The following is a 13,929-nucleotide window of genomic DNA, read 5'->3' as shown; positions in this document are numbered from 1 at the left end:
GTGTAACGGAAATCTGATTTTTATAGTGGATTAACAAAAATCAGGACAAGGCGACGAAGCCGCAGACAGTACAAATAGTACGGCAAGGCGAGGCAACGCCGTACTGGTTTTTGTTAATCCACTATATTATTTTTGACACATTTTCATGATTTCAAATCCCGTTATTCCCAAGTAGGCGGAAACCGGCAATGAGAAGCCGCAGAGACTTATCGGGAAAAACGGCAAGCCTTCCGCCGTCATTCCCGCGCAGGCGGGAATCTGGAAATGAAAAAACCACGGTGTTATCGGCAATGACTGAAACCGGAGAAATGACGGAATCGAAGCGTGTGGAAATGTGTCGGAAATCGCTGAAGCCGGATAAACTAGATTTCCGCCTGCGCGGGAATGACGGAATTTTAGGTTGTTGTTTTCGCGGAATGACGATTTGGAAGTTTCCCGAAACGCCAAAACAACCGAAACTTAACAAACCAGATTCCGCCTGCGTGGGAATGATGGGCCCAAAGCCGTCCGAACCAAAAAAAACCGCCGCTTTCAGACGGCATCAAAAACCGCAGGCACGATGCCTGCGGTTTGCCGTTTGCGCTTCAGGGGAGCAGGGGGATGCCGCCCAAGCCGTGTGTTTCCTCCAGTCCGAACATAATGTTCATGTTTTGCACCGCCTGTCCCGCCGCGCCTTTGACGAGGTTGTCGATGACGGAAAGGACGACCCACACATCGGATTGCGCCGCCTGTTGGATGCTGATGCGGCAGAGGTTTGCGCCGCGTACGCTGCGGGTTTCGGGTGTCGAACCTGCGGGCAGGATGTCCACGAACGGGCTGTCGCGGTAATAGTCGTGCAGGACGGTTTCGGGGCAGATGCCGTCTGAAAGGTGGAGGTAAACGGTGGCGTGCATACCGCGTATCATCGGCGCGAGGTGCGGCGTGAACACGAATCCTTCGGCGATGTCGTCCTGAAGCCCGGCGATGGTCTGCCTGATTTCGGGCAGGTGGCGGTGTCCGGTTATGCCGTAGGCTTTGAAGTTGTCGCCGGCTTCGCACAACAGCGAACCGACATTGCCTTTCCTGCCCGCGCCGGATACGCCGGATTTGCAGTCGGCAATCAGCGGCATACCGGGCTTCAGACGGCATTGCCGCAATAACGGTACGAGCGGCAGGGATACGCAGGTCGGATAGCAGCCCGGGTTGGCGACGAGGCGCGCCTGTGCGACGGCTTCGCGGTTGAGTTCGCTCAATCCGTACACGGCTTGGGAAACGAGGCCGGGGGCGGCGTGGGGCATACCGTACCAGTGTTCCCATACCGGGATGTCCCGTATGCGGAAGTCGGCGGAAAGGTCGATGACGCGCACGCCCTGTTCAATCAGGCGCGGCGCGTCTTTCATGGCGATGCCGTTGGGCGTGGCGAAGAAGACGATGTCGCATTGTTCCAAACCTGCCTCGTCGGGCGTTTGGAAGGCGAGGCCGTACACGCCGCGCAAACTCGGAAAGTAATCGGCAACCGCGGTTCCGGCTTCGCTGCGGCTGGTTACGGCGGCAACTTCGACATCGGGATGGGCGGCAAGCAGGCGCAGCAGTTCCACGCCCGTGTAGCCCGTCGCGCCGACAATGCCGGCTTTGATTTTTTTGCTCATAGTTTTCCTTTGTGTGGTTGGCGGGTATGCCGTCCGAACGCTGCAAAACTGCGGTTCAGACGGCATTCTGTTTTAAAACATACGCTGCCATTTGCGGTTGAGCAGGAAGCCGTGTCCTGCCGAGTTGGTGCAGAGTACGCCGTTTTCGAGGCTGCCGCACTGCCAACCTTTTCCTTTGGCGGTGTGTCCGTAGGCGAGGACGGGCGGATTCGGGCTGTACGGGTAGTCGCTGTAACAGCTCATATAGGCTTTCCCTTTGTTGTCGATGTTGAACACGTTGCCCCAGTCGAATCCGCATCCTTTGGGTTTCGGCATGGCGGGTTTGGTATTGTCGGTTTCGTGGATAAAGCAGGATACGCCGTGCCACGGTTCTTCGCCTTCCGGCGGTCCGGTGTCGCCGCCGCAGACGATGTTGCCGCTCGGGGATTGGAAGTTGACGGTAAAAACGCCGTCGGGCGCATCGGCGCGTGCCGAAGCAAAGACGGCTGCGGAGATGAGGATGAGGAGGTTTTTCGGCCGCATCGTTTTATCCTTCGGACGGCGGTTGGGACGGTGAGGGGGCGGTTTGCCCTGTTTGCGCGGCAAACTCCGCCAGCGTTATCTCTAAAGACTGAAGGCAGGGTTGCACCAGCCTGCCGACGGCTTGTCCGACGGGGTTTTGATTGGCGGCGGAAGGACGGTACACAAAGCGTTTAAAAAGCGTGTCTAATTTAATGGCATCCGCCCCTGTTTTTAAAACCCAGCCCTGCCGTCCGGAATAAACATAACCGTAGCGCGCCAGTTTTTCCAAGAGCGCGCCCAATTCGTCGTAGCCCATACCGATATGCCGTCTGAACTGCCGGATCCGCAGGGCTTTGCCGCGTTTTTGCGCCGCGTCGAGCAAGAGTAAAATGTCCAACACATCGTCAAAGCCGCCGCGCGCGTCCGCATTTTTCCGAAACGCCCCGCCCTGCCAATACGACAGTGAGGCTGTCAGCACTGCCCCGCCCAACACCAGCGTCCACAACAGGTTCAGCCACAGCAGGAAAAACGGCACGGCGGCAAACGCGCCGTAAATCGAGCGGTAGCCGTCGAAACTGCCCATATACCACACAAAAGCCGCGCGCGCGCACCACAGGCACAAAGCCGTCGCCGCCGCTCCGATCAAGGCGTGCCGCGCGGGTACGAAACGGTTGGGGACAAAGCAGTACAGCCCCCACAAAAGCAGCACTGTTCCCAGCGGCATTGCCAGCGGGCGCAGCAGCCACGATTCCCCCCATCCCGCCGTCAGCGAGATGCCTACGCCCAAAAACAGCGGCCCGCAAGTCAGCAGGGCCCAATAAACGAGGAACTGCATCATCCAAGGACGCTGTTCGCCAACGCGCCAAATGCGGTTAAACGCCTGATCTATCGTCCGAACCAGCATCAGCGACGTGACGAACAGCATCACGCTGCCGATGGCGGTCAGGCTGCCTGCCTGCCGGCGGAACGCGTCGAGGTAATCCAGCACCTTGTCCGCCCCTTGCGGCACGACGGTTTGTTTGACGAAGGACACAAACGCCCCCGACCAGTTCTCAAATACCGGAAAGACCGAAACCGCCGCCACCGTTACCGTCAGTACCGGCACCAAAGCCAGCAGCGTGGTAAACGTCATACTCGCCGCCGCCTGAGGTACGCGCTCTTCGCTGAAACGGCGGGCGACAAACAGTAGGAAGGCCACGCCGCCGTTTTCCATACCTTTTTGCCAATACTTTGAAAATACCGTCATTTTTATATGCCTGTACCGAACGGAAAGCACAGATTGTAACCGAAACCGCCGCCGCCCCCAAATCCTGCCCCGTTGCGCCGCAGGTGCGGATCCGGATGAAAACAAGCCGAAGCCTTTGCTGGCGCATCGCTTATGGTGGGCTTCGTTTTCAAATGCCGTCTACAAAATGAATAAGCCCCCGATTTTTTTATTTTGACGGCGTTTCAATACTGAAAAATAATTGCCTTTTCCCCGGCAAATAGTCGGAATCGGCGGATGGTTCAGACGCAGCCTTTATTTTTTCCCAATATCGGCAAGGTCTTGGCTGGCTGGGGGCGGCGCATCGTGATGCGTCAAATTCCGCGAACAGGCTGTTTTTCGGAGATTTCAAGCCGTGCCGTTGCCCGGCCGGATGCCACGGCGGCTTCAGACGGCATCGGCGGCGGTACGCAGTCCGCATTCGGAGTTTGTTATAATCCGATTTTTCCAACTTCGCGGTTCGCAAACCTCCCGCGTTACCAAAACTAGGATTCGATATGTCAAACCAAAAAGCCTTGGTCATCTTTTCGGGCGGTCAGGATTCGACCACCTGCCTGATTCAGGCAATCCAAACCTACGGGCGCGAAAACGTCCGGGCCATCACTTTCCAATACGGGCAACGCCACGCCGTTGAGCTGGAACGCGCCCGCTGGATTGCGCAGGATTTGGGCGTCAAACAAACCGTACTCGACTTGAGCCTGATGCGGCAGATTACGCACAATGCCCTGATGGACGAAGCCGCCGCCATCGAAACTGCCGAAAACGGCGTTCCGAATACCTTTGTAGACGGCCGCAACGCGCTTTTCCTGCTCTACGCCGCGATTTACGCCAAAGGGCAGGGGATACGGCACATCATCGCGGGTGTGTGCGAAACCGACTTCTCCGGCTATCCCGACTGCCGCGATGTATTCGTCAAATCGATGAACGTTACCCTTAATTTGGCGATGGACTATGATTTTCAAATCCACACGCCGCTGATGTATCTGACCAAGGCGCAAACTTGGGCGTTGGCGGACGAAATGGGCGCGCTGGACTATATCCGCGAGCAAACCCACACCTGCTATAACGGCATCGTTGGCGGCTGCCGCGAATGCCCGAGCTGTATCTTGCGCGAACGCGGGCTGGCGGAATATCTGGAAAGTAAAAAGGCCGTCTGAACACGCGCAAACCATAAGGAATACGATATGCCCAAGCTCCATATGTTTTACCTCGGCGGCAATGCCGGCAGGTCGAATATCGAAGTGCACGACATCCAATTTGCCGTGTGCGACGACTACCGTGAAGCCGTCCCCGCACTCAAAGCCGCGTGGTTCGGCGATGCGGACAAAATCCACATCGACGGCTGGCAGGTTGTCGAATGGGCGGACGGTTACGACATCGCCGTATCCGAAACGCCCAAAACGAAAATGCCGTCTGAAAACGCCCCACGCCTGTATTTTGCCAATGTCGGCGGCTATCGCGCAGGGCAGCTTGCCGAGGCGCACGCGTTCGGGCTGTTCGCCGCCGCCACGCCTGCCGAAGCCAAACAAAAAGCCCTGCAAACCCTGTTGACCGACAGCTATGTTCAGCAGCATAAAGACAACTTAAAAGATGTGGACAACCTGCTTGCGCTCGACCGCATCGGCAATTTCCATATCCGCCTGACCCCGAATCCGCACGGCAAACCCGCCGAAATCGGCTTTCAAGGTTATTTGCCCATTTGAGAACCCATGAAAATCACCAAAATCTTCACCTTCGACTCCTCGCATATGCTCGACGGGCATGACGGCAAATGCCAAAACCTGCACGGGCATACCTACAAACTCGAAATCACCGTTTCAGACGGCATTATCAAAGGTGGCGCGAAAGACGGTATGGTGATGGACTTTACCGACTTGAAAGCCATCGTCAAACAACACATTACCGACCCTTTCGACCACGCGTTTATCTACAACGTCGGCAACGACCGCGAATGCCAAATCGCCGCACTCTTGGAAGGCTGGAATATGAAAACCCTGCGCCTGCCCTGCCGCACGACTGCCGAAAATATGGCGGTCGAAATGTACGGCCGTCTGAAAAACGCGGGGCTGAACGTGTGCGGCGTGAAATTGTGGGAAACGCCGACATCGTGTGCGGAGTATGAAGGGGGGTAGGGGATAGTTTGAACGTATCGATATAGTGAATTTGAATGAAACTTGCACTAAGCCGTCATTCCCGCGCAGGCGGGAATCCAGACCTTGATTTATCAGGAATATTTAAAAATTGCAGCAATTCCAAATCTCTGGATTCCCGCCTGCGAGGGAATGACGATGTGGGGCGTCCTTATTTGAATCTGCTTTATAGTGGATTAAATTTAAACCAGTACAGCGTTGTCTCGCCTTAGCTCAAAGAGAACGATTCTCTAAGGTGCTGAAGCATCAAGTGAATCGGTTCCGTACTATTTGTACTGTCTGCGGCTTCGTCGCCTTGTCCTGATTTTTGTTAATCCACTAGTGGTACAAAATTCAAGATAGATTTCAAAGGGAGAGTTAATATTGTTAATTAAAAAAATAATTTTATGGGTAGTTATGACTTTATTTTGGATTTTCATTTTTTATCCAAATGAGAAGGAATTATCAACAAAACGATTTATTTTTGAGAAGTCATACAGTTATAATTCTGGCATACCATTTAACTATTTCTTAATAGATAAAAATCAGAATTCCATTATTTATTTCTTTATTAATAACTATATAGAAGAGGGTAACTTTATTTATTTTTCATATATTGATGGAGGTATTGTGCATGATTTCTGCTATACAAATAAAAAGTTAAAGCTATTACGTATTAACAAACTAACTGATAGTATAGAAAATGCTCAAATAAATAAGCACCAAATAGTTTTTGATAAAATTAATAAAATAAAATACAGTGATTTAACATGGTTGCAAAGTGAATATAATAGATGCAAGTAAATTTCTGTATTGATTATTTATTGGAAAAATTGCATTGTTTACACTTTTTTCATGCTGATCAGTGCACAGGTAGGGGGCGTGCTGGGGCAGAATGCGGTGGAGAATAATGCCCTAGACCGTTTGGACGGATTCACACCCGGCGAACGAAGCCTGAGAGCCAGAGCAGATAAGATCTACCAATATACCGTAAAACGGTTTTTTCTCCTGCACGGATTCCCCGTCTTTTCAAACGGCATTCCATCTCAAACGTACCCATTAAAAGGAACACCCATGAAACTTCTTTCCACCATTCTCGTCCTCTTCGTCGCCGCCGAACATTTTTACATCGCCTGGCTTGAAATGACGCAGATTCCCAGCGAAAAAGCGGCGGAAACGTTCAAGCTGCCTTATGAATTTATGGAACAAAAGCAAGTGCAGATCCTGTTTGGCAATCAAGGGCTGTATAACGGCTTTCTCGGCATCGGGCTGGTGTGGTCGCGGTTTGCCGTGCCGGACAATGCCGTTTACGGCGCGACGATTCTGTTTCTCGGCTTCGTCCTGATTGCCGCCGCGTGGGGCGCGTTTACCACAGGCAACAAAGGCATACTCGTCAAACAGGGGTTGCCCGCATTTTTGGCAGCGGCGGCGGTATTGGCGGCATGAAAAAAATCAGCGTCGCCCCCGAAAATCCGCAATACCGCATCGTTGAAATCTTTGAAAGCCTGCAAGGCGAGGGCTGGAACACGGGCATGCCTGCCGTGTTCGTCCGCATGGGTAAATGCAATCTGGCGTGCGGCTGGTGTGATACCGATTATTTGACATTCGGCATGATGAGCCTGTCCGACATCTTAGGCCGTCTGAAAACCTACGCCGCCCGCAACATCATCATCACCGGCGGCGAGCCGACCATACAGCCGCATCTCGATGCGCTGCTGGACACGCTCAAGGCGGAAGGCTATTTCCTCTGTATCGAAACCAACGGACTCAATCCTGCGCCGCCGCAAATCGACTATGTCGCCACCAGCCCCAAAGCCTGCTATGCCGCCAAATACGAAAAAAGCTGTATCGAAACCGCCGACGAAGTGCGGATTGTTGCCGACGGCGATGTCATCGGGTTCTGTGAAAATATGGAACGCAAAATCCGCGCGCACCATTACTACCTTTCGCCCTGCGAACAAAACGGCGCAATGAACATTTACGACACTATCCGCCAAATCGGTATTTTAAACAGCCGCCCCGACGCGCCCGTACATTGGCAGTTGAGCGTGCAGACGCACAAATGGGCGGGGATAGAGTAGTTTACGCAATGTAACTCAAAGGGCCGGCTTGCCGTTTTGCCGATGTTCGACATACGGGAAGTGTACCGCTTCCGCGTGAAACTGCCGGCATTTCCGCTGCCTGATTGGGCGGAACCTTACTGAATAAGATGCCGCTGTTGGGTACACGCCCGGCTTCCTAAATTCCGATGGTCTTTTGAACGTTGCAGATACCCTTTTTCAGTGTACGCAAATGGCAGGGTTGGGGGAAAACGAAATGCCGTCTGAAACAGAATGCTGTTTCAGACGGTATTTTTCTGTTGCCGCCAAAAGGGAAAAACCGCCCCGGCAATGGATACCGAGGCGGTTTGGATTTGGTCGGAATGAGAGGATTCGAACCTCCGACCCCTTCGTCCCGAACGAAGTGCGCTACCGGGCTGCGCTACATTCCGAATTAAGTAAGGCGTGATTATAGCGCAAAAAATACGGCGTGCCTATACCGTTTTGCCTTTTTGCCGCGTGTCGGGCGGATTTAAAACGCTGTGTTTGAATACAGTGTTGATAAGCATCCTTATCTTCAAGTAATTCAATAGGATAAATTTCTACTTAACCGGAAAATCATTGCCTTTCCCTGACAAACGGTTGAAATCGGCAGATTGTTGAAACGCAGCCGATTTAAAAGGCTTCGCCGACTTTTACGCCGCCCGCCGTGTCCTGCGGCGAAGTCAAACGGGAGGTCAAGGCTTGCGCCGCTTGAAAATCCGCCGTCTGCATCACGGCTTGCGCGGCGGCACTGCCGAGCGTGTTGGCCATGTATTGCCAACGTTGCGCCAAAGCGGGATTGTCGGGAATGCGGAAATCTTCGCGCAGTTCGTCCACAAGGTCGGGACGGTTGCAGACGAGGACGATGTCGCAACCTGCCTCAAAGGAAATGCGGGCGCGTTCTTTGATGCCGCCGACACCGCACGCGCCCTCCATAGTCAAATCGTCCGAGAAAATCACGCCTTTGAATCCGATGTCGCGGCGCAAAATCTGTTTGAGCCAGATTTCGGAAAACCCGGCGGGCTTGGCATCCACTTGCGGATAAACGACGTGGGCGGGCATAACCGCCGCCATACCTTCGCGGCTCATAATGCGGAAAGGGATGAGGTCGGCGGCTTCGAGTTCGGACAGGCTGCGCCCGTCTTCGGGCAGCACCAAATGGCTGTCTCCTTCGACAAACCCGTGTCCGGGAAAATGTTTGCCGCAGGATTTCATGCCGCCGCGATTCAAGCCTTTTTGCAGGGCGAGGGCGAGGCGGGTTACGGCTTCGGGGTTGCGGTGGAAGCTGCGGTTGCCGATAACGGGGCAGTTTCCCCAGTCCAAATCCAAGACGGGCGTGAAGGACAAATCGATGCCGCAGGCGGAAAGCTCGGTTGCCAACACCCATCCGATGTGTTCGGCATAGGTTTCGGCGGTTTCCGCGCCTTCTCTGTCCCAAATCTCGCCGAGCGTACTCATTGCGGGCAGGCGGGTGAAGCCTTCAATGAAACGTTGTACCCTGCCGCCTTCGTGATCGACGGCGATGATGAGTTCGGGTGTGCGCAGGGCTTTGATTTCGGCGGTAAGTTCTTTGAGCTGTTCGATGTTTTGGAAGTTGCGGCGGAAGAGGATGATGCCGCCGATTGCGGGGTCGAGCAGGCGTTGCCTTTCTTCTCCGGTCAGGCGGAAGGCGGCAATGTCTGCCATGACGGGGCCGCGCGGAATATGGGGAACAGTCATTTTGGTTTGCTCCAAAAAGCTTCAGACGGCATATGCCGTCTGAACAGGGAAAGGGGTCAGGCGTTGGCGCGTTTTTTATCTTTCAACAGAAAAATCAGCACCGCCAATACAATGCCTGTTGTGCCAAAGCCCAACAGCGCGGATTTTGTCAGACCCAATGCGAGGTAGCCCGATGCAGCGGCGGCGGCAACCGTCAGGGCATAAGGCAGTTGCGAGGTAACGTGGTCGATATGGTTGCAGCGCGCGCCTGTGGAAGACAGGATGGTCGTGTCGGAGATGGGCGAACAGTGGTCGCCGCATACCGCCCCCGCCATCACGGCGGACATACACGGGATAATCAGTGAGGGATCGACTTTGACCGCCATGGCGGCGGCAATCGGCAGCATAATGCCGAACGTCCCCCAGCTTGTGCCGGTGGCAAACGCCATTACGCTGGCGAGCAGGAAGAGGATGACGGGCAGGAAGCCGGGATGGATGTTGCCCGCAACCAGCGTGGAGAGGTAGTCGCCCGTGTGCATTTCGCCGACAACCGTACTGATGAGCCAGGCGAGGATTAAAATGGCGATTGCGCCGAACATAGATTTCGCACCCTGCCAAACGGCTTTGGGATAGTCGGCGGTTTTAATCGTGCCGAGCGTGCAGAGAACGACGGCAAGGACGCCGCAAGTGCCGCCGAATACCAGCGAAGTGTTTACGTCGGTATTTTCAAATGCCCCCAAAATGCTGAAGGTTTCGCTTGCCTGCGCGCCGGTGTAGATCATGGCGGAAACCGTTGAGGCGATTAAGGTCAAAACGGGAATAATCAACGCGTAAACCCTGCCCTCGATGCCGTCTGAAACGGCTGTTTCATTATGGGTTTCGTTCAAGGCGGCTTGTTCGAAACGTGCCATCGAGCCGATGTCGAAGGAGAACCATGCGACGACGAATACCATAATCAGGGCAAACAGCGCGTAATAGTTCATCAGGCTCATGGCGACAAACGTCCCCATCGGCGTGTATTCGGTGATTTTGTAGGTAACGAGCAGTCCGGCAAGTGTGGCGATAATCGACGCGCCCCAGCTTGAAACGGGCATCAGCACGCACATAGGCGCGGCGGTGGAGTCGAGGATGTAGGCGAGTTTGGCGCGGGAAACTTTAAACTTGTCGGTAACGGGGCGGGCAATCGCACCGACGGCGAGACTGTGGAAATAGTCGTCGATAAAGGTTACGAACACGAGGCAGGCGGTCAGCATTTTCGCGCCGCGCCGGTTTTTAATGTGCCGTTTTGCCCAGTCGGCAAACGCCTGATTGCTGCCGGAGTAGGTCAGCAGTGAAGTGAAAATGCCCAAAAGTATCAGGAAAACCAAGATTTTTGGTTTGCCCAGCGACCAATCGCCGTCTGACCAAGCCAAGCCGACGACCATGTCTTTCAGGTGTGTCAGACCGTCGACGGGGTTGCCGCCGACCAAAAAGGCAACGCCGACCAAAATGCCTATGCTTAACGACAGCAGTACGCGTCGGGTAATGACGGCAAGTGCGAGTGCCAAAAAGGGTGGCACAACCGAGAAAAATGAATTTGAATAGTCAATCAGCTGCATGGTTTGTGGGGGTGTTAAGCGTCCGGATGGGAGGGTATCTGTCCGCCTCCGGTTTGGGTTTTGTTGGCAAAATGGGCGGAAATATTTTTGTCGTAAAAAATATTTGTTTAAAATCAAATAACCGATTTTTTAAAATGCCCATTAATCGATATTGATGGGCATTTTATCATTTAAAAAATATTTTGGTTAAATTATGTGTGTTATTGCAGGTTTAATGCGATAAACAGCGTGTTGCCACGGCGCATGACCAGCAGGGGGACGTTTTTGCCTGCCTTGTCCATAGCTTTGCGGAAACCGTCTTCGTCATTGACGGGGACTTGCCCGACGGCGAGGATTTCGTCGCCGCGCCTCAAGCCTGCGCGTTCTGCCGCGTCGGAAACCCGTACGACGACGAGGTGTCCGCCGCTGCTGTCGGTATGTGTCTGAAGGGTAATGCCTGCGGATTCGACCGAGAACGTACCGGATTGCTGTTCGGTGTAGGGGGCTTCATCTGTTTTGGATGATGCGCCGGTATGCTCGGCGGCGTTGCCCAGCTTGATTTTGATTGTGATTTCTTTGCCTTTGTGCCATACGCCGAGGCTGACTTCTTTTCCCGGCGTAATGGCACCGACCATAACGGGAAGGTCTCCGGAAGAACGTATTTCTTCTCCGTTGAGGCTGAGGACGATGTCGCCCGCCTGCAGGCCGGCACGTTCTGCGGGGCTGCCGGGCAGGACTTTGGCAATCAGTGCGCCGCCGGCTTTGTCCAAACCGAACGATTGCGCCAAACCGTAGGATACTTCTTGAATAATCACGCCCAGTTGTCCGCGTTGGACTTTGCCGGTATTTTTCAGCTGTTCGGCAACATTCATGGCAACGTCAATCGGGATGGCGAAGGAAATGCCCATAAATCCGCCGCTGCGGCTGTATATTTGCGAGTTGATGCCGACGACCTGTCCTTTTAAGTTGAACAGCGGACCGCCGGAGTTGCCCGGATTGATGGCAACGTCGGTTTGGATGAAGGGTGTGTAGCTTTCGTTGGGCAGGCTTCTGCCTTTGGCGGACACGATGCCGGCGGTAACGCTGTTGTCGAAGCCGAAGGGCGCGCCGATGGCGGCGACCCATTCGCCCGGTTTCAAATCTTTGGGATTGCCGATTTTGACGACAGGGAGGTCTTCCGTGGCGTCTATTTTTAAAAGCGCCACGTCGGATTGGACATCCGAACCGATGAGTTTGGCGGTATATTCGCGCTTGTCGTTGAGCAGGACTTTGATGCTGCCCATACCGGCAACGACGTGGGTATTGGTCAGGATGTAGCCGTCTTTGCTGATGATGAAGCCCGAACCGAAGTTCAATCCGCCGTCGTCGGATTCTTCTTGGGGAATTTCGGGCATGTTCGGGACGAGGCGTTTGAAAAATTCGTAGAATGGATCGCTGTCGGCAAGCGGGTCGGAATCGGTTTCGGCATTGCCGCTGCCGTTTTGGGTGCGCGGGGCGGGGGCTGCCTGAATATTGACGACTGCCGGACCTTCGCTTTGCACCAATTGGGCAAAGTCGGGCAGCAGCATACTGACGCTGCCGTCGTCTTTGGTGTGTTCGATGCGTTCTACGAAGGATGCTTCTTTTTTGTCCGCACCGAAAAAGCTGCCTGCCTTGTCGCAGCCTGCCAGCGAGGCGGCACACAGTGCTGCCAAAGCGAGGTATTGGTATTTTTTGAACACGTTTTGTCCTTTGTTTCGTACCGATATTGACTTCAATGCCGTCTGAAACGCATGTTGTCGGCTTCAGACGGCATAGGTTGAAATTCTACAACGTCCGTCCGAATTTTCAAGCGTTTCATTTTGAAGGGCGGCGGCGGTCAGGCTTTGGCGGGATATTCGCACAAATCGTTGATGATGCAGGTTTGGCATTGCGGTTTGAGTGCCTTGCAGGTGTAGCGTCCGTGCAAAATCAGCCAGTGGTGCGCGTCCATCAGGAACTCTTTAGGAATGAAGCGCATCAGTTTGTCTTCGACTTCGCGCACATCTTTCCCGGGGGCGATTTTGGTTCGGTTGGACACGCGGAAAATATGCGTATCGACCGCCATAACGGGGTGTCCGAACGCCGTGTTCAATACCACGTTTGCCGTTTTGCGCCCCACGCCAGGCAACGATTCCAAAGCCTCGCGGTCTTCCGGCACTTCGCCGTTGTATTTTTCCAGCAGGATGCGGCAGGTCTGCATGATGTGTTTGGACTTGGTTTTATACAGCCCGATGGTTTTCGTGTATTCCATCACGCCGTCCAAGCCCAAATCCAGCATCGCCTGCGGCGTATCGGCAACCGGAAACAGCTTCGCCGTCGCCTTGTTTACGCCGACATCGGTCGCCTGCGCCGAAAGCAGAACGGCAATTAAAAGCTCGAAAGGGGAGTTGAAATTCAGCTCGGTGGTAGGATGGGGGTTGGCAGCGCGGAAACGCTCGAAGATTTCTTGGCGGATTTGTCTGTTCATTTTTTGTGCAGTCGGTTTGTGCGTTCGGCATTATAACGCACGGTTCAGGCGGCGTAATATTGCATTCCCCACAGAATGAAGGCGTAACGCGCCGTTTTGCCGATAACCAGCATCAGCCCGCTTGTCCACGGATTCAACCGCAGCCAGCCGGCGGCAAGCGGCAGTGCGTCGCCGACGACGGGCAGCCAGGCAAACGCAAGCAGCCATACGCCGTAACGCTTCATTATCCTGATTGTTTTTTCAGACGGCATTTTTCGGGAAGGCAGCAAACGTCCCATCCAATAGGAAACCATACTGCCCAGTCCGTTGGCAAGGCCGGCGCACAGCAACGCGCCGTATGCGTGTTCGGGAAAGCGGTGGACGAACAGGGCAAAGGCGGCTTCGGATGTGCCGGGCAGGAGGGTGGCGGAAGTGAAGGCGGAAAAGGCGAGTGCGGCGTAGGCGTAAAAGACGGTCATGTACGGTTTGTGATAAATCAAAATGAGGATTGAAAAAATACAGCGTCGGCGTGCTTGTCGGGATAATAGCGGATGTTGTCCGGCAAGGATATGCCGGCGGCTTGC

General features: G+C 54.2%; 15 protein-coding genes and 1 tRNA gene. 6 read left to right on the top strand and 10 right to left on the bottom strand.

The window, feature by feature from the left end; genetic code table 11:
• Positions 1–151: 151 nt before the first annotated feature.
• From KEM39_RS02395 to KEM39_RS02380, 4 genes are all read right to left on the bottom strand, one after another.
• Complete coding sequence (locus tag KEM39_RS02395; protein WP_153067776.1) at positions 152–466, bottom strand: hypothetical protein; 315 nt, start codon at positions 464–466, stop codon at positions 152–154.
• A 118-nt stretch (positions 467–584) separates the two neighbouring features.
• Positions 585–1,628 carry an N-acetyl-gamma-glutamyl-phosphate reductase gene (argC, locus tag KEM39_RS02390; RefSeq protein WP_118997741.1) on the bottom strand — a complete coding sequence of 348 codons (1,044 nt, stop codon included), beginning with the start codon at positions 1,626–1,628 and terminating at the stop codon, positions 585–587.
• A 72-nt stretch (positions 1,629–1,700) separates the two neighbouring features.
• The gene (locus KEM39_RS02385; RefSeq protein ID WP_118997740.1) at positions 1,701–2,150 is read right to left on the bottom strand and encodes a DUF6636 domain-containing protein; all 450 of its coding nucleotides are present in this window, start codon (positions 2,148–2,150) and stop codon (positions 1,701–1,703) included.
• Positions 2,151–2,154: 4 nt separating this feature from the next.
• Complete coding sequence (locus KEM39_RS02380; protein WP_118997739.1) at positions 2,155–3,375, bottom strand: YihY family inner membrane protein; 1,221 nt, start codon at positions 3,373–3,375, stop codon at positions 2,155–2,157.
• Positions 3,376–3,890: 515 nt separating this feature from the next.
• Between KEM39_RS02380 and queC the strand changes: the two genes are divergently transcribed.
• From queC to KEM39_RS02350, 6 genes are all read left to right on the top strand, one after another.
• Positions 3,891–4,550: a 7-cyano-7-deazaguanine synthase QueC gene (gene queC / locus KEM39_RS02375; RefSeq protein ID WP_118997737.1), complete on the top strand. Its 660-nt coding sequence runs from the start codon at positions 3,891–3,893 to the stop codon at positions 4,548–4,550.
• A gap of 27 nt (positions 4,551–4,577) precedes the next feature.
• The gene (locus tag KEM39_RS02370) at positions 4,578–5,096 is read left to right on the top strand and encodes a DUF1543 domain-containing protein (protein WP_002243792.1); all 519 of its coding nucleotides are present in this window, start codon (positions 4,578–4,580) and stop codon (positions 5,094–5,096) included.
• Positions 5,097–5,102: 6 nt separating this feature from the next.
• Complete coding sequence (gene queD / locus KEM39_RS02365) at positions 5,103–5,525, top strand: 6-carboxytetrahydropterin synthase QueD (protein WP_118997736.1); 423 nt, start codon at positions 5,103–5,105, stop codon at positions 5,523–5,525.
• A gap of 381 nt (positions 5,526–5,906) precedes the next feature.
• Positions 5,907–6,326, top strand: coding sequence for a hypothetical protein (locus KEM39_RS02360; RefSeq protein ID WP_042508533.1), 420 nt, complete (start codon positions 5,907–5,909; stop codon positions 6,324–6,326).
• Positions 6,327–6,596: 270 nt separating this feature from the next.
• Positions 6,597–6,968 carry a DUF1304 domain-containing protein gene (locus KEM39_RS02355; RefSeq protein ID WP_118997734.1) on the top strand — a complete coding sequence of 124 codons (372 nt, stop codon included), beginning with the start codon at positions 6,597–6,599 and terminating at the stop codon, positions 6,966–6,968.
• Positions 6,965–7,603 (top strand): 7-carboxy-7-deazaguanine synthase QueE, encoded by a 639-nt coding sequence (locus tag KEM39_RS02350; protein ID WP_107863368.1) that lies wholly within the window; start codon positions 6,965–6,967, stop codon positions 7,601–7,603. Before KEM39_RS02355 ends, KEM39_RS02350 begins: the two co-directional genes overlap by 4 nt.
• A gap of 333 nt (positions 7,604–7,936) precedes the next feature.
• On the opposite strand, the gene KEM39_RS02345 is transcribed toward KEM39_RS02350, so the two are convergent.
• From KEM39_RS02345 to KEM39_RS02320, 6 genes are all read right to left on the bottom strand, one after another.
• Positions 7,937–8,013: transfer RNA gene (locus tag KEM39_RS02345), tRNA-Pro, on the bottom strand.
• Between the two features lie 223 nt (positions 8,014–8,236).
• Positions 8,237–9,322, bottom strand: a complete 1,086-nt coding sequence (gene nagZ / locus KEM39_RS02340; protein WP_118997733.1) for a beta-N-acetylhexosaminidase — start codon at positions 9,320–9,322, stop codon at positions 8,237–8,239.
• A gap of 56 nt (positions 9,323–9,378) precedes the next feature.
• On the bottom strand, positions 9,379–10,899 hold the full coding sequence (locus KEM39_RS02335; RefSeq protein ID WP_118997732.1) for a Na+/H+ antiporter NhaC family protein: 1,521 nt from the start codon (positions 10,897–10,899) through the stop codon (positions 9,379–9,381).
• A 200-nt stretch (positions 10,900–11,099) separates the two neighbouring features.
• Positions 11,100–12,599, bottom strand: a complete 1,500-nt coding sequence (locus KEM39_RS02330) for a DegQ family serine endoprotease (protein WP_118997731.1) — start codon at positions 12,597–12,599, stop codon at positions 11,100–11,102.
• A gap of 137 nt (positions 12,600–12,736) precedes the next feature.
• Positions 12,737–13,366 carry an endonuclease III gene (nth, locus tag KEM39_RS02325; RefSeq protein ID WP_078836083.1) on the bottom strand — a complete coding sequence of 210 codons (630 nt, stop codon included), beginning with the start codon at positions 13,364–13,366 and terminating at the stop codon, positions 12,737–12,739.
• A gap of 44 nt (positions 13,367–13,410) precedes the next feature.
• Positions 13,411–13,824, bottom strand: a complete 414-nt coding sequence (locus tag KEM39_RS02320) for a YqaA family protein (protein ID WP_118997730.1) — start codon at positions 13,822–13,824, stop codon at positions 13,411–13,413.
• Between the last annotated feature and the right edge of the window lie 105 nt (positions 13,825–13,929).

The sequence above is a fragment of the Neisseria sp. Marseille-Q1983 genome, from assembly GCF_018224585.1.
Lineage (GTDB): Bacteria > Pseudomonadota > Gammaproteobacteria > Burkholderiales > Neisseriaceae > Neisseria > Neisseria polysaccharea.
This window is presented reverse-complemented; position numbering and strand designations above follow the sequence as displayed.

Bases quoted from the DNA above. Each gene is read 5' to 3' on its own strand.
- nagZ (WP_118997733.1), bottom strand. From the start codon at position 9,322: ATGACTGTTCCCCATATTCCGCGCGGCCCCGTCATGGCAGACATTGCC.
- queC (WP_118997737.1), top strand. From the start codon at position 3,891: ATGTCAAACCAAAAAGCCTTGGTCATCTTTTCGGGCGGTCAGGATTCG.
- KEM39_RS02335 (WP_118997732.1), bottom strand. From the start codon at position 10,899: ATGCAGCTGATTGACTATTCAAATTCATTTTTCTCGGTTGTGCCACCC.
- queD (WP_118997736.1), top strand. From the start codon at position 5,103: ATGAAAATCACCAAAATCTTCACCTTCGACTCCTCGCATATGCTCGAC.
- KEM39_RS02355 (WP_118997734.1), top strand. From the start codon at position 6,597: ATGAAACTTCTTTCCACCATTCTCGTCCTCTTCGTCGCCGCCGAACAT.
- nth (WP_078836083.1), bottom strand. From the start codon at position 13,366: ATGAACAGACAAATCCGCCAAGAAATCTTCGAGCGTTTCCGCGCTGCC.
- argC (WP_118997741.1), bottom strand. From the start codon at position 1,628: ATGAGCAAAAAAATCAAAGCCGGCATTGTCGGCGCGACGGGCTACACG.
- KEM39_RS02385 (WP_118997740.1), bottom strand. From the start codon at position 2,150: ATGCGGCCGAAAAACCTCCTCATCCTCATCTCCGCAGCCGTCTTTGCT.
- KEM39_RS02370 (WP_002243792.1), top strand. From the start codon at position 4,578: ATGCCCAAGCTCCATATGTTTTACCTCGGCGGCAATGCCGGCAGGTCG.
- KEM39_RS02320 (WP_118997730.1), bottom strand. From the start codon at position 13,824: ATGACCGTCTTTTACGCCTACGCCGCACTCGCCTTTTCCGCCTTCACT.
- KEM39_RS02380 (WP_118997739.1), bottom strand. From the start codon at position 3,375: ATGACGGTATTTTCAAAGTATTGGCAAAAAGGTATGGAAAACGGCGGC.
- KEM39_RS02350 (WP_107863368.1), top strand. From the start codon at position 6,965: ATGAAAAAAATCAGCGTCGCCCCCGAAAATCCGCAATACCGCATCGTT.